Origin of the sequence: Streptomyces sp. MUSC 14 (assembly GCF_001866675.1) — a bacterium.
GTDB lineage: Bacteria > Actinomycetota > Actinomycetes > Streptomycetales > Streptomycetaceae > Streptomyces.
The window spans coordinates 15,422-31,668 of sequence record NZ_MLYN01000103.1 but is presented as its reverse complement, the minus strand read 5'-3'; the positions used below and the strand labels follow the sequence as shown (position 1 = coordinate 31,668).

The window sequence follows — 16,247 nt, the reverse complement described above, 5'->3', positions numbered from 1 at the left end:
CGTAACCCCCGCCGCCCCAGCCGCAGTTGTACGGATACGCCGCACAGGGGTCGGACGGGGCGGAGGGCGTGGGCGTCGGGGCGGCCGAGGCGGGCGTGGGGACCGGGGCCGGGCCGGCGGTGGTGCCGGACGCCTTGGGGGTGGGCGTCGGTGCGGGGGGTGCGGGGTGCCGGGTGGAGGCCGGTGACGCGAGGCTGTCGCTGTCCCAGTCGACGTTCTGCATCTGGAGCTCGGGCCTGGCGGTGTCGACGGACCAGCGCTGGTCGGTGCCGGTGGCGCGGTTCTTGGTGACCAGGGCGCCGGAGCCGTCGGTGGCGGCAGGGGTGAGCGCCAGCTCCTGGTTCCAGCGCGGCACGAGCACGCCCTGGAGCGTGAAGTCGTAGCGGATGTCGCGCGCGGCCGCGCCGGTGGCCGAGCAGGGGGCGAGGCGCACCGAGTAGCCGAGGCTGGAGTCCAGACACAGGCCGGGCGCGGCGGAGTCGCGCAGCAGTCCGTCGGTCTCGTACGTCCACTGCTGGCTCGGTGTCGCGCCGCAGGCGGCGAGTTCGGTCTCGGCGCCCGGGACGGCCTTGCCGCCGACGACGCCGATGCACAGGCCGGAGGCGAGGTTGCGCAGCCGCCCGCGCACCGTGCCCTGCCCGGCCGTGCTCGTCCCGGCCCAGGACGCGCCGGGGCTCGACGTGCCCTTGCCCGGCGCTCTGGACGAGCCACCGGAGGCGCCCGGCGCCGGGTGGTCCCCGGAGCCGAGCACCGACCACAGCACGAGGGGCAGCACGACCAGACCGCTCACGGTCCCCACGGCCACGGCAAGGTTGCGGCGCCGGGCCCGGCGGGCGGCGCGCCGGTCCGAGCGGCGCGAGGGGGCGGGGTCGTCGTCGGGTCCGGTGGCAGCGGACGTGGCGGGGGCGATGGTACGGCTGCGGCGCGCGGGCGGTACGGGCTCGCGACGGCGGGTGGGAGCGGCGGGGCCGACGGGGTGACCCGTGGACTCGGTGGACATGAAGGACTCGCCGGACAGGGGCGTCACGGACGCGGGGTCCGGGGCGGGCGCGGGCGGCTCCTCGGTGCGGCGCGCGCGGGAAGCGACGTAGTCCCGGGCGCCCCAGCCGAGCACCGCCTCGGCGAGCGCGAGCCCCAGCCCGGCGTGGAACGCGGCGAGTTGGTCGGCGGTGCGGCGGCAGTGGGTGCAGCGGGCCAGGTGTCCGGCGAGGTCCGGGTCCAGGTCGACGCCGCCGCGTCGGTACGTCACGTCGAGCATGCGCAGATAGCTCCGGCACTCGGCCTCGGGGGCGAGTTCGCGGTGGACCTGGAGGCACTCCTCGCGCAACCGCTCCCGCGCCCGGCGCAGTTCGACGCGGGTGTCCTCCTCGTCCAGGCCGAGCAGGGCCGCCGGTACGGCGAGCGGTTCGGCCTCGACCTCGGTGTGCCACAGGACGGCGCGGGAGGTCTGCGGCACCCCCTGGAAGGCGCGGGAGAGCAGGCGGCGGCCGGGCGGGGGCAGCAGCCGGGCGGAGGCGCGCTCACCGGTGACGCTGGACCGCAGCGCGGGGTGCAGGAGTTCCTCGCGGCCGTCGGTGTCCCACTCGGCGGCGATCCGGCGGACGGCGACGAGCAGTTGGGGCCGCCAGGCGGCGCTCGGGCCGGCCTGCCGGAGCGAGGCACCGAAGAGCCGGGTGAAGGCGGCCGTGGTGAGCATCCCGGCGGCGTGCGTGCCGTCCGTGCACAACCGGGCGTAGGCGAAGGCGGCTTCCCAGTGCCGGTCGAGCAGTTCACCGACCGGATGCAGTGCGGGAGTCGTGCCCGTCCACTTCTTCAGTTCGGCACTCAGTTCCTCGTCCGACAGGCCTGCCTCATTCACGGCCGCAATTCCTCCAGACGGATACGGGAATTAGTCCATACCAACGGGTATGGGGAGGTGATGGAGCAGCTCGGACGTCCACCTGAGGCGGCTCTTTTGAAGCGTGGGGGTGTACGGGGAGCGGCCTGGCGCACGCAGCGGGGAATGTAATTGTCTGCATGCGGACAGCGCACACTTTTGCACAGCGCGGCACTTTGGAACAAGGGATCTCACGCTTCTCTCGATTCCGGACGGAAGGTCTTCTGTTGACTATTTGTCAAATGCGGTCGGCCGCGGCAAACCCGTTCCGCCCTTATCGCCGCGCACCCGCCCGGTAGGCGCCGGGCGGCATCCCGTAGCGCTCCCGGAAGATCCGGCTGAAGTGATAGGGACTCGGAAATCCCGAGGCCGCCGCCACCCGCTCCACGGTCAGGTCGGTGCCGCGCAGCAGCCGGGCCGCGTGCCGCAGCCGGGCCTCACGCAGGGCGCGCATCGGGGACCTGCCGGTACGCAGGGTGAACAGGTGGGTGAAGCGGGACGGGGACAGCGCGACGCTCTCGGCCAGGGAGCGGACGGTGTGCGGGGCGCCGGGATCGGCCGTGATCAGCTCCTCGGCCCGGCGCACCCGGGGATCGTCCTGCGGTACGACCGACGTGGCCCGGGCGCCGGACACCGCGAGCAGGACGGCCTCCTCCAGGGCGCAGAGCGCCAGTTCGCGGGCCGGGAAGCCGTCGGCCACGACCACGGGGTCCGGCCCGCGCGCGTCGCCCCGGTCCGTGAGCATCCGGGCAAAGGCCGCCACGATCCGCTCGTGCGGCGCGGCGGAGGCGGAGGGCACGGCGTACAGGCCGTCGGCCACGGCGTACGGCGCGAGCCAGGGCGTCCAGGACGGGCGTGCCCCGCAGTGCGCCCACCAGAACCGCCAGCGCTCGGCACCGGGCGCGACGGCGTACCGGTGGGCGGTACCGGGCGCGAGCACCACGAGGTCCCCGGCGCCGGCCCGGGTGCGGGCACCGCCCTGGCGGAGCAGTCCGTGTCCGCCCGTGGTGAAGGTGAACAGCCAGCTCGCCGAACCCCGGGGCCGGTGGACGCGGTAGCCCGGCCCCTGGTCGTAGCGGCCGGTCACCACCAGGTCCGGCGACGGGGACGGGTCACCGGCGGCAGCCGTCACGGGCAGGTCCTCAGCACACACCGGCATCCTCCCCTCGGGGCACCTCCGACTAGCGTGACGGACATGCGACCGGGCCACCGGACATCAGGAGCGGACACATGACAGCCACGGACGACGCCGGCATCGCGCCCCGGACCCTCCGGCAGCGGTTCGAGGACGACGGGTTCACGGTCGTACGCGCCCTGTTCGGCCGGGCCGAGACCGAGCGGCTGTGCGCCCACTTCGCGGCGCTGCACGCGGCCGGTCCGGTGCCGGGCCGCTTCGAGCCGCGCCCGGCCGACCCCGACCCCCTGCGCCGCCATCCCCGGGTGATGCAGCCGCACGAATTCAGCGCGCCGGCCCGGGAGTTCCTGCTGGATCCCCGGCTGCGGGAGGTGCTGGAGGTGCTGTTCGGCGAGGAGGTGCTGGCCGCGCAGAGCATGTTCTACTTCAAGCCTCCGGGGGCGCGCGGGCAAGCGCTGCACCAGGACAACTTCTATCTCCGGGTCGAGCCGGGCACCTGCATCGCGGCGTGGGTGGCCTGCGAGCCGATCGGCCGGGACAACGGCGGCCTCGAAGTCGTCCCGGGCACCCACCGGATGGACCTGTTCTGTCCCGAACTCGCCGACGAGGAGCTGTCGTTCGCCCGCGAGTACGTGCCGCCGCCGCCCGGACTCGTGCCGGTCCCGGTGGATCTGGCGCCGGGTGACGTGCTGTTCTTCAACGGCAGCCTGGTGCACGGCTCGGGCCCCAACCGCACCGCCGACCGCTTCCGGCGCTCCTTCATCGGGCACTACGTCGGCCGGTCGGCCGAGCGGATCGGCGCGTACTACCGGACGCTGACGATGAGCGGCGAGCCGGTGCCGCTGCCCCTGAGCGAGGAGGCCGGTCCGTGCGGCACGGAGTTCGCACCGCACGGACCGCACTGACCGCACCGGCCGTTCAGTGACCGCTGATCGCCCGTGCCGTGTACGGCTGTTCCAGTTCCTCGATCTCCTTCTCGCTCAGCTCCAGTTCGACGGCCAGGGCCGCGTCCTCGATGTGGTGCGGCTCGGCGGCGCCGACGATCGGGGCCGCCACCGTCGGCTGGTGCAGCAGCCAGGCGAGGGCGACCTGGGCGCGGGGGACGCCTCGGGCCTCGGCGATGCGGGTGACGGCCTCGACGATCGAGCGGTCGCTCTCCAGGTACAGCCGGCTGCCGAAGTTGTCGTTCGCGCTGCGCTCGGTGACCGTGCCCCAGTCGCGGGTGAGCCGACCGCGCGCGAGCGGGCTCCACGGCAGCGCGCCGACGCCCTGGTCCGCGCAGAGCGGCAGCATCTCCCGCTCCTCCTCGCGGTAGAGCAGGTTGTAGTGGTTCTGCATGGACACGAACGTCGTCCAGCCGTGGCGCTCGGCGGTGTACTGCGCCTTGGAGAACTCCCAGGCGTACATCGAACTCGCCCCGATGTAGCGCACCTTGCCCGCCTTGACCAGGTCGTGCAGCGCCTCCATCGTCTCCTCGATCGGAGTCGTGTGGTCGTAGCGGTGGATCTGGTAGAGGTCGACGTAGTCGGTGCCGAGGCGGCGCAGGCTGTGGTCGATCTCGGTCATGACGGCCTTGCGGGACAGCCCGGCCCCGTTGGGGCCCGGCCGCATCCGGCCGTTCAGCTTGGTGGCCAGCACGATCTCGTCGCGGTTCGCGAAGTCGCGCAGGGCCCTGCCGGTGATCTCCTCGCTGGTGCCGTCGGAGTAGACGTTGGCGGTGTCGAAGAAGTTGATGCCCGCCTCCAGCGCCTGCCGGATGAGCGGGCGGGACGCCTCCTCGTCGAGGGTCCACTCGTGGACGCCGCGGTCGGGCAGGCCGTAGGTCATGCAGCCCAGACAGATCCGCGACACGTCCAGACCCGTGGAACCGAGCTTCACGTACTGCATCGATGCTGCTCCCGCCGTCGGAAACGATGGTCGGCACCGAGCCTACGACCTGACCGGGCACCGACTTGACGGGGCGAACGCGCGGGCGATGTGATCCTGACACGTGCCGCGCCGCCCGGCGTGGGCAGGATGGAGCGGACGTGCCTCCCACCGGTGTGCACCGCGCCACGGGTTCCGTGAAGACCGCAGGCGCCCTGGCAGTGACCCTGATCGTGACCGCGTCGGCCCTGGCCGCCTGCCGCGCCGGAGGTCCCGGCGGCTCCTCGGCCGAGGAGAGCCACGACTCGCCGCGACCGCCCGCAGCGGTACGGCTGCCGCCGCGGCACGCCGGGTTCGACTACCAGATCGGCGGCGCCTATCCCCCGCCTGAGGGCGTGCGGATCGTCAGCCGCGACCGGTCCGACTCCCCCGCGCGGGGGCTCTACAACATCTGCTACGTCAACGCCTTCCAGGCCCAGCCCGAGGAGCGCTCCTCCTGGCCGGCCGACCTGCTGCTGCGCGACGCGCACGGCAGCGCCGTCATCGACGAGGACTGGAACGAGCCGCTGCTCGACATCGGCACCGCGGCGAAGCGGAAACGGGTGGCCGCGCGGGTGAACCGGTGGATCGACGGCTGCGCCGGCAAGGGTTTCGACGCCGTGGAACCGGACAACTACGACAGCTACACCCGCTCCCACGGACTGCTCACCGCGTCCGACGCGACGGCCTTCATGGCCCTGCTGTCCCGGCACGCACACGCCCGGCAGCTGGCCATCGCCCAGAAGAACACCGCCGAACTGGCCGGTCGGCGACAGCGGGCCGGGCTGGACTTCGCGGTCGCGGAGGAGTGCGGGCAGTACGACGAGTGCGGGGTGTACGCGAAGGCGTTCGCCGACCGGGTCGTGGACATCGAGTACACCGACAGCGGCCTGCGCAAGGCGCTCGACGGCTGGGGCGGGCGGCTGAGCATCGTCCGCCGGGACCGGGACGTCTCCACTCCGGGAAGCGCGGAATACGTCCGAAAAGTACGGTAGCGCTCCGCCGGGGCGCGGCGGAGCCGCATGTCGGTACAGCCTCGCGCCCCTTTGGGGCGCTGTGGTTGCTGCCGTCAGGTGACCGCCCGGCGTGGGAAGCGCAGATCGTCGTACTGTCAGCTCATTGTCGGCGGCAGACGACCGGCGTCCGGCCGGTCACGGCCGCCTCGGAGGAAACGCGGTGCCGACACGTTCCACCACGTTCAGAGCCCTGGCCGGGGCAGCACTGCTGCCCATGGCCCTCGTCACCCCCGCCTGCGCGCAGTCCACTGCCGCACCCGCATCCGCCGCCCCCGCGCCCGAGACACCGGGCACGCTGTGCGCGTCCGCGGGCACCCTGCACGGCTCGCACGGCGAGCAGGCCCAGGTCAGCCTCTGCGCGGACACCGGATCGCCGAGACTGAACATCACGGCCCCGGCCACCTGCCGGGGCACCGACGCCAAGGTGCAGTACGTCTGCCGTACCGAGGGCTCCTGGGAGGTGCACCGTGCCGGCAAGTCCCTGGGCACCGGGTCGCTGCCCGGCTCGCGGCTGTACGCCGGTCCGGGCGCGTACGACATCTCCGCCACGGTGCACGTGAGGTCGGTGCCGGCCGGGGTCGACCTGAAGGGCGCGGTCAAGGCCACCGTGTCGCTGACCGCGCCGATGGCCAAGGCCACGCATGTGGTCAGTGCGGACAACACCGTGCTGCGCCGAGGCGCCACGACGACGGTGACGTACACGATCAACCGCAACAGCGACGAGGGCGACGGCAACGCGCGGCTCGGCATGATCGGCGAGGAGGGCTCCGGCGTACAGATCCGCAGCGCCGACCACCGCTGTGTGAACCCGCTGGTGGGCCGCTACCCGTCGAAGACCCGGCTGGCGAACTCCCTGGACTGCACGGTGACCGAGCTCCAGCCCGGCCACCCGGAGAAGCTCCGGGTCAAGGTCACCCTCGGGGCGAAGTGCTCCACGGTGGTCTCGAAGCTCGGCTACTGGGTGCCGCAGGGCCAGAGCATGTACACCGGGGCCATGCTGGAGGGCCCGAAGCTGACCTGCCGCTAGGCCCTGTCGCCACACACCCTCCCCCAGCCTTCGGCCGGGCACGCACCTGCGGTGCGCATCAGCCGCTGCGCGGCGGGCGCGAGGCGCGCCCGCCGGGCGGACGGCGGGAGTTCGGCGACGGGGCCTGGAGCGGCCCGAGCAGGTCCAGGGCCCGCTCCCACGCGAAGTCCGGCCGGCTGCCGTCCGGCCGGGCTTCGCCGTCGTACGGCTCGCCGAAGCGGACGCCCATGCCGCGCAGCCGGGCCAGGCTGTCGAGGTAGGCGGGGTGGGCGGCCAGGGCGTCGGCCACGCAGGGCAGGACCGCCACGGGTATGCCGAGGCCGGCGGCCTCGCACAGGGTGCCGAGCGCGAGCGTGTCGGCGATGCCGGCCGCCCACTTGTTGACGGTGTTGAAGGTGGCCGGTGCCACCGCCACGGCGTCCGGCGGCGGGAAGGGACGCGGATCGGCGGGGGTTCGCCAGGCCGAGCGGACGGGACGGCCGGTCTGTGCCGCCGCGGCCTCCAGGTCGAAGAAGCCGCCCGCCGCGACCGGTGTCGCGATGACGCCGACCGCCCAGTCCCGTGCCTGCGCGGCGGTGATCAGCCTGTCGACGCCGGCGGCGATGCCCGCCGCGCAGACGACGACGTAGAGGAAGGGTTTCTCGGCCTGTCGGGTCATCCGCGCACCCTACTGAACGGCGGTGCTACCGGAGCGGGAAGGACACCCCGCGCTCGCTCTCGGGCCGGGGTCCGAAGATGCGGCGCTCGTGCTCCCCGATGGCCACGTCGTCGATGCTCGCCTCGCGCCGGGTCATCAGGCCGTGCTCGTCGAACTCCCACAGCTCGTTGCCGTACGAGCGCCACCACTGCCCGGCGGCGTCGTGGCACTCGTACTGGAAGCGGACGGCGATGCGGTTGCCGTCGAAGGCCCACAGGTCCTTGCGCAGGGCGTAGTCCAGCTCGCGCTCCCACTTCGCGGTGAGGAACGCGACGATCTCGGCGCGTCCGGTGACGAAGGTGTCGCGGTTGCGCCAGACCGAGTCCTCCGTGTAGGCGAGCGCCACCTCCTGCGGGTCCCGGGTGTTCCAGGCGTCCTCGGCGGCCTGGACCTTCTGAGCGGCGCTCTCGCGGGTGAACGGCGGCAGCGGCGGGCGGTCGGCCATGGTCTCCTCCTGGGCTCGGACAGCGGCTGGGACAGCAAGAGAGAACGTGCGTTCTCCAGTTGGCTGCTACCGTAGGAGAACGAGCGTTCTCTCGTCAAGGAACCCGTCAGGGAGTCAAGGAGTGCCGATGCCGCCGATGGACACCGCGGTCGCCCGGGACCGCGCGCTCGACGCCGCCGAGGAGCTGTTCTACGCCCGCGGCATCCAGGCCGTCGGCATGGACGAACTGCGCGGCGCCTCGGGGCTGTCGCTCAAGCGCCTGTACCAGCTGTTCCCGACCAAGGAGCAGCTCGTCGTGGCGTATCTGGCCCGGCGGGACGCGTGCTGGCGCGGGCGTCTGGCCGCGCACGTCACACGGCAGCGGGACCCGCGGGAGCGGATCCCGGCCGTGTTCGACTGGCTCCAGGAGTGGTTCGGCGAGGCCGGCTTCCGCGGCTGCGCCTGGCACAACGCCTACGGCGAACTGGGCACGACGTCCACCCCGGTGGCCGAGCAGGTGCGCGCCCACAAGGAGGCCTTCCGGGATTACCTCGCCTCGCTCGTGGACGCGGCCGGGCTGCCCGCCGCACTCACCGGCCCCCTCTTCCTGCTGGCCGAGGGGGCGATGGTCACGGCGGGTGTCACGGGCGGCTCGCGGCCGGCGGCCGAGGCCCGCGAGGCGGCGCGAGTCCTGGTGGCGGCCGCCGGCGCGGACGGGGTCAGCCGGTGGTCTCCGACACCGTGATCGCCGAGACCGGACAGGCGCGGGCCGCCTCCTTGACCATCGGCTCGTCCGTGCCGTCCTCGTGGCCGGGGAGCAGCGTGCTAAATCCGTCGTCGTCCTGGGTGAAGACCTTCGGGGCGGCGAGCGCGCACTGCCCCGCGCCGATGCAGACGTTCGTGTCGATGCTGACCTTGAATCGCATGAGCTGAGCCTCTTACCAGGTCACGGGGAGTTCCAGCATCCCCTGGATCGTGTCGCCGCGTTTGAAGGGGATCTCCTCGGCCGGCACGGCGAGGCGCAGGCCGGGCAGCCGGGACAGCAGCGTGCCGAGAGCGATCTCCAGTTCCGCGCGGGCCAGGTTCTGGCCCAGGCACTGGTGGATGCCGAAGCCGAACGCCACGTGGTGCCGGGTGCCGCGGTGGAAGTCCAGGCTGTCGGGATCCTCGTACTGGGCCGGGTCGCGGTTGATCACCGAGGTCGAGAACAGCACGCCCTCGCCGGCCCGGATCGTCTCGCCGCCGATCTCGATGTCCTCCAGCGCCACCCGTTGCAGCCCCTCCGCGATGGAGAGCATCCGCATCAGCTCCTCGACGGCGGCGGGCAGCAGCGCCGGGTCGGCGCGCAGCTCGGCGAGCCGCTCGGGGTGCTGGAGCAGGGTGAAGGTGCCCAGCGAGATCATGTTGGCGGTGGTCTCGTGGCCCGCGACCAGCAGGATCAGGGCCAGGGACACGACGTCGGCACGCTCCAGGACGCCGTCGCGCAGCTGCTGGTGGACGAGGTCGTCCAGGATGCCGTCACCCGGCTCGGCCGCCTTCGCCTTGTCGTCGATCAGCCCGCCGATGTACTCCTCCAGGCGGACGCGGGCGGCCACGGCCTCGTCGGCCGTCCGGCCGCGCAGCAGTCTGCGGGACTGTTCCTCGAAGAACTCGTGGTCGGCGTACGGCACGCCGAGCAGATAGCAGATCACCGTCGACGGCACGGGCAGCGCGAAGGACGAGACCAGTTCGGCGGGCGGGCCCTGGGCGATCATCGCGTCCAGCAGCCCGTCCACGACCCGCTGGATCCAGGGCCGCAGCTCGGTGGCGCGCCGGACGGTGAATTCCGGGATCATCATCCGCCGCTGCCGGTTGTGCTCGGGGTCGTCCAGCCCGAGCAGGGCCACCCGGCGGTCCTGGATGCCCTGGAAGCGCTCCGCGGGCACGGGGAACTCAGGCCGGCGGCGGTCGGAGGAGAGCCGGGGGTCGGAGAGCAGCGCGCGGGCGGCGGCGTGTCCGGTGACCGCCCAGACCTCGCGGCCGTCGAAGAGGGTGACGCGGGACAGGGCCCGCCCGTCACGCAGTGGCTCGTAACCGGTGGGCGGGTGGTAGGGACAGGTGCGGTCCTGCGGGAAGGCGACGGGGTCGGCCGGGGTCGCCGGGCCGGTCATGTCCGTCAGTTCCGTCATGAGAAGACCTCGCAGACGAAGAAGTGCGTGGTACCGATCTTCATTAGATGCCCGAGGCACCTATAGGTCCACGACAAGTTCGGCCACTTCGGTGAACCGTGGGATCTGGCTGAAGATGAGGGGTGCGGAGGAAGGTGACCGGCCGGATTCCGGGGCCCTGGGCCGCCGGCCGGCCGTCGCTGGTCCACCCGGATGGCCGGTCATGACTCCAGGGTACGGCTGTCTTCCGACGCGAAGGCGCGGGCCACGGCGAGGCTGTCCTCGTACACGTGGTGCCGTACGACCAGGCCGCCGCGCACGGTGAGGTGCAGGGCGAACCGGGCCGTGTACGCCCGGCCGGTCGGTGCGGCCGTCTGCCGGATGACACCGAGGACCACCGCGTCCTCGCCGTCGACCAGGATCCGCTCCACGGCCGTGTCCGCCTGCTCCGGTACGTGATGGGCGGCCAGCTCCCGGAAGTGGGCCTCGGCGTCGGACCGGGTGGCGCGGTGCCGGATCCACGGGGTCTCGGCGCGGCCGTGCTCGTCCTGCGGCCAGTCGAGGCGCCAGTCGCAGCCGTCCGCGTACAGCTCGGCGATCCGCCGCGGTTCGCCCTCGCCGATCCGGCGGAGCAGTTCGTGCACGACGGTGCGGGTGGCGGGGACGGTGGGGGTGGTGGACATGACGGGTGCGCCTCCTCGGGTGCCGGTGGTGGTGCGCGGCCGGGACGCGACCACTGTGCCGCCGGGTGGCGGTGGAACTCGATTACCTGTGAGGTAGGGGCCGAACGGGGGAAGGTATTTCGCGGTGCGGATGATCCGCGCGGCCGCCGGTGTTGTGCGCGGTGGCAGACAGCCGTTGGACCGACGAAGGGGATCAACCCATGCCTCTTGAGGGCGAGTACGAGCCCAGCCCGACCCAGTGGGTGCGCGAGCAGGTCGAGCTGTACGAGGGCTCCGGCGGGACGAAGGGGACGACGCTGATGGACACCGGGCTTCCGGTGATCATCCTGACGACCCGGGGTGCGAGGAGCGGCAAGATCCGCAAGACCCCGCTGATGCGGGTGGAGCACGACGGCACGTACGCGGCGGTCGCCTCGCAGGGCGGCGCGCCCAAGCACCCGGTCTGGTACTTCAACGTCACGTCCGATCCGCACGTCGAGCTCCAGGACGGCGCGGCCAAGCGGGACATGCGGGCCCGTGAGGTCACCGGCGAGGAGAAGGCGCTGTGGTGGGAGCGGGCCGTGGCCACGTACCCGCCGTACGCCGAGTACCAGGAGAAGACCTCGCGCGCGATCCCGGTCTTCGTTCTGGAGCCCGTCGACGGGAGCTGATACGCGCCGGGAACCGGCGAAATTTAGAAAAATCTGTGCCGGGGAGGTGTGCCCCCGTGTCGGGGCGGGCACTCGTGCATCAAGGCCCCGCCGCGTTCCCCCGTCGCGGCGGGGCCGTATGCCGCCAGCGCCCCGTGCCGCTACGGGGCGCTGAGCCACTCACCGTCTCTCATCAGTTCCCTGCCCTCCAGCTCGTTCTCCTCGCGCCAGGCCTGGACGCGTCGCGGGAGCACCGTGAAGTACAGGTAGCGGGTGGCGAGTCGGCGGGGGTCGAAGCCGGTCTTGCCGGCGAAGACCTCCGCGTCCTCCTCCGGGAGGTCCTCGGGGGGCACCGTCCGGACGGTGCCCTCGATGACGACGACGTCCCGGGTGGGGCCGAGACCGAGGCGGATCCGGCCCGTGGCGGCGAGGTTGCGGCCGGTGGCGCTGTCGGCCGGGGTGGCGATCAGCAGCGTGGCGCCGTCCCACACGAAGGACAGCGGCACGAGATGGGGGGCGCCGCCGTCGGGGCCGGCGGTGGCGACCCAGGCATCGACGTCGTGCTCCAGCCGGTGCAGGGTGTCCTTCGTGCGCTCCGCGGTGGTGCGGGCGGGCGGTGGGGTCATCGCGTACGGCCTCCTCGGGATACGGATCCCGTCCAGTGTGACCGTCAGCCCGCCCCGTCCGCACGGACGTGGTCGAGGCGTGTCCGCGCGGCCGTCAGGAACAGATCGAGGGCGGCCGGGTAGGAACTGGCGCGCATGGTGGCCACGAGATGGCGGGACGTGGCCGCGATGTGCGGGTGGGTGGCGGCGGGCAGCCGGCCGTAGGTGTCGCGCCACACCTGCGCCTCGGCCTCGCGCGCGGCCCGGGGCAGGGCGGTGCCCGCGGAGTCCAGGGCGCCGAAGGCGAGGGCCTGGTCGACGAAGGCGTGGTAGATCCGCACCGCCTCCCGGTCCGGGAACCCGGCCCGCCGCAGCACCCCGAGGATGGTCTCCACGGCCTGGATCTCCTGCGCGCGCCCGGTGACCCGATGAGCGCTGAGCACCGCCGCGCGGGGGTGTGCGAGGGCGCCGGCGTGCATGCGCAGGCCCAGGTCGCGCAGGTCGGCCGACCAGTCGCCGGTCGGCCGCCAGGAGCGCATGGAGCGGCCGATCAGCTCGTCGGCGACGGCCAGCATCAGGTCGTCGGTGTGCCGGAAGTACCGGTACAGGGAGCTGGGATCGGCGCCGAGGGCCCGGCCCAGGCGGCGCACGGACAGCGCCTCGGAGCCGTGCTCCTCGATCAGCCGCAGCGCGGTCTCGACGATCAGCTCCGTGGACAGGACGACGCCCTGTCTGGTGGGGCGCCGACGCTGCCGCGCGGCGGGCGGGACGACACGCTCGCTCATGAAAGCCCTCCCTCGGATCCCGGAAACCCTCCCCCGGACGTGCCCGGCACCTTATGACAACACCGTTGACCTGTGAAGTGCACCGGCGGTTTCATCTCCGGTCACCGGGGCCGACCGGGCCCCCCGGTGCGAGCGGAGAGCCGGCGATGAGCGATACCCCCTTCGGTGCGGATCCCCCCGCGCAGCCCGAGCTGCGCAAGTCCCTGGGCGTGCTGGACGGCATCGCCGTCGCCGCCTCCAGTACGGCCGCGACCACGAGCATCGGCATCGGTCTCGGGGTGACGGCCGGGGTGGTCGGCCTGCATCTGCCGGCCATCATGCTGCTGGCGTTCCTGCCGGTCCTCGGCATCGCCGGGGCCTACTCCCGGCTCAACCGGGTGGAGCCGAACGCGGGCAACGGCTATGTGTGGGTGGGCCGTTCGCTCAGTCCCTGGCTCGGCTTCATGGTCGGCTGGGTCAACTGCGTGGCGAGCGTGGCGTTCCTCGCGTACACCACGGCGGTCACCGGCTCGGCGCTGCTCCAGCTGGCCGGGGAGGCGGGAGTGCACCGGATCGGCTCGCTCGCGCTCGACGCCGGTTCGACGGCGCAGACGACGGCGGTCGGCATCGTGGTGCTGATCGCGGTCACCCTGACCGCCGTGACCGGCGTGCGCACGGCGGCCCGGCTGCAGACCGGGCTGCTGGTCTTCGAGTACGTGGTGCTGCTCGGGTTCTGCGGCTACGGCATCGCCGTGGGCCCGCACCCGTTCCGGCTCTCCTGGTTCGACCCCTTCGCGATCCCCTCGGCGTCCGCCCTGGCCCAGGGCATGCTGCTGTCGGTGTTCTGCTACTGGGGGTTCGAGGCCGCGTTCACCGTCAACGAGGAGGTGCGCGACCCGCGCGACGCCTCCCGGGCCGGGACCATCACCCTCGTGACCATGCTCGGGCTGTTCCTGCTCGGCTCGATCGCCTTCCAACGAGTGCTGTCCGAGCCGGAGTTGGCCGGGCACGGCGCCGAGGGGCTGGCGTACTTCGGGGACCGGCTGGCCCAGCAGCCGCTGGCCGCGCTGCCGCTCGTGGCGCTGATGTTCTCGGCCGTCGCCTCGCTCCAGGCGGGGGTCATCCCGACGGCCCGGGGGATGTTCGCGATGAGCCGGGACCGTACGCTCGGGCCGGTGTGGTCCAGGGTCAGCCGCCGGTACGGCACCCCGGCGGCCGGGACGCTGCTGATCGGGGCGCTGTCCGTGGCGGTGGCGCTGCTCGCGCTGGTGATCCCGCGCCTCGCCGACATGATCGACGCGACGGTGAACGCGGTCGGGATCGTCGTCGCGCTGTCGTACGCGCTGACCGCGCTCGCCGCCGCCGTGCGCTTCCGCAGCACGCTGCGACAGGACTGGCGGCTGGGGGTGCGCGCGGTGGTGCTGCCCGCGCTGAGCGCGCTCGCGCTGCTGGGGCTCGGCGGGTATCTCGGCTGGTCCTTCTACCGCTCGGCCGACCGTCTCGAACTCCGCGCGGACAACGGCTGGTTCCTGCTGCTCATGCCGGTGGCCATGATCGCCTCCGGGTTCGTGGTGGCCGCGTGGGCCAAGTGGGCGCGCAGGTCGCCGTACTTCCGCACGGGCGCGGGCACCGACGCCGAGGCACCCGGGCTGCTCCCCTCCTCCTCCACCTCCAACTGACCTGTCGAGCACGTGATTTCAGGGAAAGGCATCATGCACGCTGATCTTCTCTTCACCGGCGGCCCCGTGTTCACCCCCGAGGGCCGCACGGCGAGCGCCGTGGCCGTCACCGGTGGCCGGATCACCGCCGTCGGGCACGACGAGGTGCGCGACCTCGCCGGGCCGCGCACCGAGGTGGTGGACCTCGCCGGACGGCTGCTGCTGCCCGGCTTCCAGGACGCGCACGTCCATCCGGTGCCGGCCGGACTGGAGCTGGCCCAGTGCGATCTGACGGGGGCGAGGACGGCCGAGGAGTCCGTGGCCGCCGTACGCGCCTACGCGGACGGCCGTCCCGACCGGACGTGGATCCTCGGCGGCGGCTGGTCGATGGAGGCGTTCGCGGGCGGTACGCCGGCCAAGGAGCTGCTCGACGCGGTCGTACCGGACCGGCCGGTGTACCTGCCCAACCGGGACCATCACGGCGCCTGGGTCAACAGCCGGGCGCTTCAGCTGGCCGGCATCGACCGGCACACCCCCGACCCGGCCGACGGACGGATCGAGCGGGACGCCTCCGGCGAGCCGAGCGGCACCCTCCAGGAGGGGGCGATGCAGCTGGTCGGCCGGCTGACCCCGCCCGCGACGCCCGCCGACCGGCTGTCCGCGCTGCTGCGCGCCCAGCGGCATCTGCACGCGCTCGGCATCACCGCCTGGCAGGACGCGCTGGTCGGCGACTTCCTCGGCATGGACGACCCGGCCGGGGCGTACCTCGCCGCGGCGCGGGACGGTTCCCTCACGGCGCGGGTGCGAGGCGCCCTGTGGTGGGACCGGGAACGCGGCGCCGAGCAGATTCCCGAACTGGTGGACAAGCGCCGGGAGTTGAGCCACGGTCGGTTCCGGGCGGGCACCGTGAAGCTGATGCTGGACGGGGTCGCCGAGAACGGTACGGCCGCGCTGCTCGACCCCTATCTGGACCGGTGCGGGTGCGCGACCGCCAACCGGGGCAAGAACTTCGTCGACCCGGACCGACTCCCCGCGTACGTGACCGAGTTGGACGCCCTCGGCTTCCAGTGCCACTTCCACGCGCTCGGCGACCGGGCCGTACGGGACGCGCTGGACGCCGTCGAGGCGGCACGCGCCGCGAACGGGCCGGGCGACACCCGGCCGCACCTCGCCCACCTCCAGGTCGTGCACCCGGACGACGTACCGCGGTTCGCCGGGCTCGGCGCCACCGCGAACATCCAGCCGCTGTGGGCCGCGCACGAGCCGCAGATGGACGATCTGACGATCCCCTTCCTCGGGCCCGAACGGGCCTGTTGGCAGTACCCGTTCGGGGCGCTGCTGCGGTCCGGGGCGCGGCTCGCGGCGGGCAGCGACTGGCCGGTGAGCAGCCCCGATCCGCTCCAGGGCGTCCATGTCGCGGTGAACCGGGTCGAACCGGGCGGCGGCGGACCGGTGTTCCTGCCCGGGGAGCGGCTGAGCCTCGCGGACGCGCTGACCGCGTACACGGCCGGGTCGGCGTACGTGAACCACCTGGACGACACCGGCCGGGTGGCCGTCGGGGCGCTCGCCGACCTGGTGGTGCTCGACCGGGACCCGTTCGCCGGTCCGCCGGAGGCGATCGCGGAGACGGCCGTGGCGCTCACCTACGTGGGCGGGGAGCGGGTGTACGGCGCACCGTGAT

Annotated in this window: 17 protein-coding genes; 7 read left to right on the top strand and 10 right to left on the bottom strand. The window is 73.1% G+C overall.

All coding sequences use genetic code 11. The features are described from left to right. Together BIV25_RS48770 and BIV25_RS44730 are read right to left on the bottom strand one after the other, a co-directional pair. Positions 1-1,858: RICIN domain-containing protein (locus BIV25_RS48770; protein ID WP_256257199.1), on the bottom strand; the 1,858-nt coding region annotated here is incomplete at its 3' end. 292 nt (positions 1,859-2,150) lie between these two features. Beyond that, the gene (locus BIV25_RS44730) at positions 2,151-3,035 is read right to left on the bottom strand and encodes a helix-turn-helix domain-containing protein (protein WP_071378348.1); all 885 of its coding nucleotides are present in this window, start codon (positions 3,033-3,035) and stop codon (positions 2,151-2,153) included. Between the two features lie 71 nt (positions 3,036-3,106). On the opposite strand from BIV25_RS44730, the gene BIV25_RS44725 reads away from it, so the two are divergent. Further along, entirely contained in the window at positions 3,107-3,916 is an 810-nt protein-coding gene (locus tag BIV25_RS44725; RefSeq protein WP_071378347.1) for a phytanoyl-CoA dioxygenase family protein, read from the top strand. Between the two features lie 13 nt (positions 3,917-3,929). On the opposite strand, the gene BIV25_RS44720 is transcribed toward BIV25_RS44725, so the two are convergent. Then, the gene (locus tag BIV25_RS44720; protein ID WP_071378346.1) at positions 3,930-4,898 is read right to left on the bottom strand and encodes an aldo/keto reductase; all 969 of its coding nucleotides are present in this window, start codon (positions 4,896-4,898) and stop codon (positions 3,930-3,932) included. Positions 4,899-5,038: 140 nt separating this feature from the next. Between BIV25_RS44720 and BIV25_RS44715 the strand changes: the two genes are divergently transcribed. After that, positions 5,039-5,911, top strand: coding sequence for an endo alpha-1,4 polygalactosaminidase (locus BIV25_RS44715; RefSeq protein WP_071378345.1), 873 nt, complete (start codon positions 5,039-5,041; stop codon positions 5,909-5,911). Between the two features lie 181 nt (positions 5,912-6,092). Then, on the top strand, positions 6,093-6,959 hold the full coding sequence (locus tag BIV25_RS44710) for a hypothetical protein (RefSeq protein WP_256257198.1): 867 nt from the start codon (positions 6,093-6,095) through the stop codon (positions 6,957-6,959). 58 nt (positions 6,960-7,017) lie between these two features. Here BIV25_RS44710 and BIV25_RS44705 read toward each other — a convergent pair whose 3' ends face one another. Both BIV25_RS44705 and BIV25_RS44700 read right to left on the bottom strand, forming a co-directional pair. Continuing rightward, positions 7,018-7,617: a flavoprotein gene (locus BIV25_RS44705; RefSeq protein WP_071378344.1), complete on the bottom strand. Its 600-nt coding sequence runs from the start codon at positions 7,615-7,617 to the stop codon at positions 7,018-7,020. A 25-nt stretch (positions 7,618-7,642) separates the two neighbouring features. Next, complete coding sequence (locus BIV25_RS44700) at positions 7,643-8,101, bottom strand: nuclear transport factor 2 family protein (RefSeq protein WP_071378343.1); 459 nt, start codon at positions 8,099-8,101, stop codon at positions 7,643-7,645. A gap of 136 nt (positions 8,102-8,237) precedes the next feature. Between BIV25_RS44700 and BIV25_RS44695 the strand changes: the two genes are divergently transcribed. Further along, on the top strand, positions 8,238-8,825 hold the full coding sequence (locus BIV25_RS44695; protein WP_071378350.1) for a TetR/AcrR family transcriptional regulator: 588 nt from the start codon (positions 8,238-8,240) through the stop codon (positions 8,823-8,825). Here the strand turns inward: BIV25_RS44695 and BIV25_RS44690 are convergent. The 3 genes from BIV25_RS44690 to BIV25_RS44680 form a co-directional block, all read right to left on the bottom strand. Next, entirely contained in the window at positions 8,800-9,006 is a 207-nt protein-coding gene (locus tag BIV25_RS44690; protein ID WP_071378342.1) for a ferredoxin, read from the bottom strand. The genes BIV25_RS44695 and BIV25_RS44690 overlap by 26 nt on opposite strands. A 12-nt stretch (positions 9,007-9,018) precedes the next feature. Then, on the bottom strand, positions 9,019-10,248 hold the full coding sequence (locus tag BIV25_RS44685; RefSeq protein ID WP_071378341.1) for a cytochrome P450: 1,230 nt from the start codon (positions 10,246-10,248) through the stop codon (positions 9,019-9,021). Between the two features lie 200 nt (positions 10,249-10,448). Then, entirely contained in the window at positions 10,449-10,910 is a 462-nt protein-coding gene (locus tag BIV25_RS44680; protein WP_071378340.1) for a nuclear transport factor 2 family protein, read from the bottom strand. 200 nt (positions 10,911-11,110) lie between these two features. On the opposite strand from BIV25_RS44680, the gene BIV25_RS44675 reads away from it, so the two are divergent. Beyond that, the gene (locus BIV25_RS44675) at positions 11,111-11,560 is read left to right on the top strand and encodes a nitroreductase family deazaflavin-dependent oxidoreductase (RefSeq protein WP_071378339.1); all 450 of its coding nucleotides are present in this window, start codon (positions 11,111-11,113) and stop codon (positions 11,558-11,560) included. A gap of 140 nt (positions 11,561-11,700) precedes the next feature. Here BIV25_RS44675 and BIV25_RS44670 read toward each other — a convergent pair whose 3' ends face one another. Both BIV25_RS44670 and BIV25_RS44665 read right to left on the bottom strand, forming a co-directional pair. Next, positions 11,701-12,165, bottom strand: a complete 465-nt coding sequence (locus BIV25_RS44670) for a pyridoxamine 5'-phosphate oxidase family protein (RefSeq protein ID WP_071378338.1) — start codon at positions 12,163-12,165, stop codon at positions 11,701-11,703. 44 nt (positions 12,166-12,209) lie between these two features. Then, a complete protein-coding gene (locus tag BIV25_RS44665) occupies positions 12,210-12,929 on the bottom strand; it encodes a TetR/AcrR family transcriptional regulator (protein ID WP_071378337.1) in 720 nt (239 codons plus the stop codon). A 146-nt stretch (positions 12,930-13,075) separates the two neighbouring features. On the opposite strand from BIV25_RS44665, the gene BIV25_RS44660 reads away from it, so the two are divergent. Beyond that, positions 13,076-14,587 carry an APC family permease gene (locus BIV25_RS44660; protein ID WP_071378336.1) on the top strand — a complete coding sequence of 504 codons (1,512 nt, stop codon included), beginning with the start codon at positions 13,076-13,078 and terminating at the stop codon, positions 14,585-14,587. 33 nt (positions 14,588-14,620) lie between these two features. Next, positions 14,621-16,246 (top strand): amidohydrolase, encoded by a 1,626-nt coding sequence (locus BIV25_RS44655; RefSeq protein ID WP_071378335.1) that lies wholly within the window; start codon positions 14,621-14,623, stop codon positions 16,244-16,246. Position 16,247 lies beyond the last annotated feature (1 nt).

Bases quoted from the DNA above. Each gene is read 5' to 3' on its own strand.
- BIV25_RS44730 (WP_071378348.1), bottom strand. From the start codon at position 3,035: ATGCCGGTGTGTGCTGAGGACCTGCCCGTGACGGCTGCCGCCGGTGAC.
- BIV25_RS44725 (WP_071378347.1), top strand. From the start codon at position 3,107: ATGACAGCCACGGACGACGCCGGCATCGCGCCCCGGACCCTCCGGCAG.
- BIV25_RS44720 (WP_071378346.1), bottom strand. From the start codon at position 4,898: ATGCAGTACGTGAAGCTCGGTTCCACGGGTCTGGACGTGTCGCGGATC.
- BIV25_RS44705 (WP_071378344.1), bottom strand. From the start codon at position 7,617: ATGACCCGACAGGCCGAGAAACCCTTCCTCTACGTCGTCGTCTGCGCG.
- BIV25_RS44700 (WP_071378343.1), bottom strand. From the start codon at position 8,101: ATGGCCGACCGCCCGCCGCTGCCGCCGTTCACCCGCGAGAGCGCCGCT.
- BIV25_RS44695 (WP_071378350.1), top strand. From the start codon at position 8,238: ATGGACACCGCGGTCGCCCGGGACCGCGCGCTCGACGCCGCCGAGGAG.
- BIV25_RS44690 (WP_071378342.1), bottom strand. From the start codon at position 9,006: ATGCGATTCAAGGTCAGCATCGACACGAACGTCTGCATCGGCGCGGGG.
- BIV25_RS44685 (WP_071378341.1), bottom strand. From the start codon at position 10,248: ATGACGGAACTGACGGACATGACCGGCCCGGCGACCCCGGCCGACCCC.
- BIV25_RS44680 (WP_071378340.1), bottom strand. From the start codon at position 10,910: ATGTCCACCACCCCCACCGTCCCCGCCACCCGCACCGTCGTGCACGAA.
- BIV25_RS44675 (WP_071378339.1), top strand. From the start codon at position 11,111: ATGCCTCTTGAGGGCGAGTACGAGCCCAGCCCGACCCAGTGGGTGCGC.
- BIV25_RS44670 (WP_071378338.1), bottom strand. From the start codon at position 12,165: ATGACCCCACCGCCCGCCCGCACCACCGCGGAGCGCACGAAGGACACC.
- BIV25_RS44665 (WP_071378337.1), bottom strand. From the start codon at position 12,929: ATGAGCGAGCGTGTCGTCCCGCCCGCCGCGCGGCAGCGTCGGCGCCCC.
- BIV25_RS44660 (WP_071378336.1), top strand. From the start codon at position 13,076: ATGAGCGATACCCCCTTCGGTGCGGATCCCCCCGCGCAGCCCGAGCTG.
- BIV25_RS44655 (WP_071378335.1), top strand. From the start codon at position 14,621: ATGCACGCTGATCTTCTCTTCACCGGCGGCCCCGTGTTCACCCCCGAG.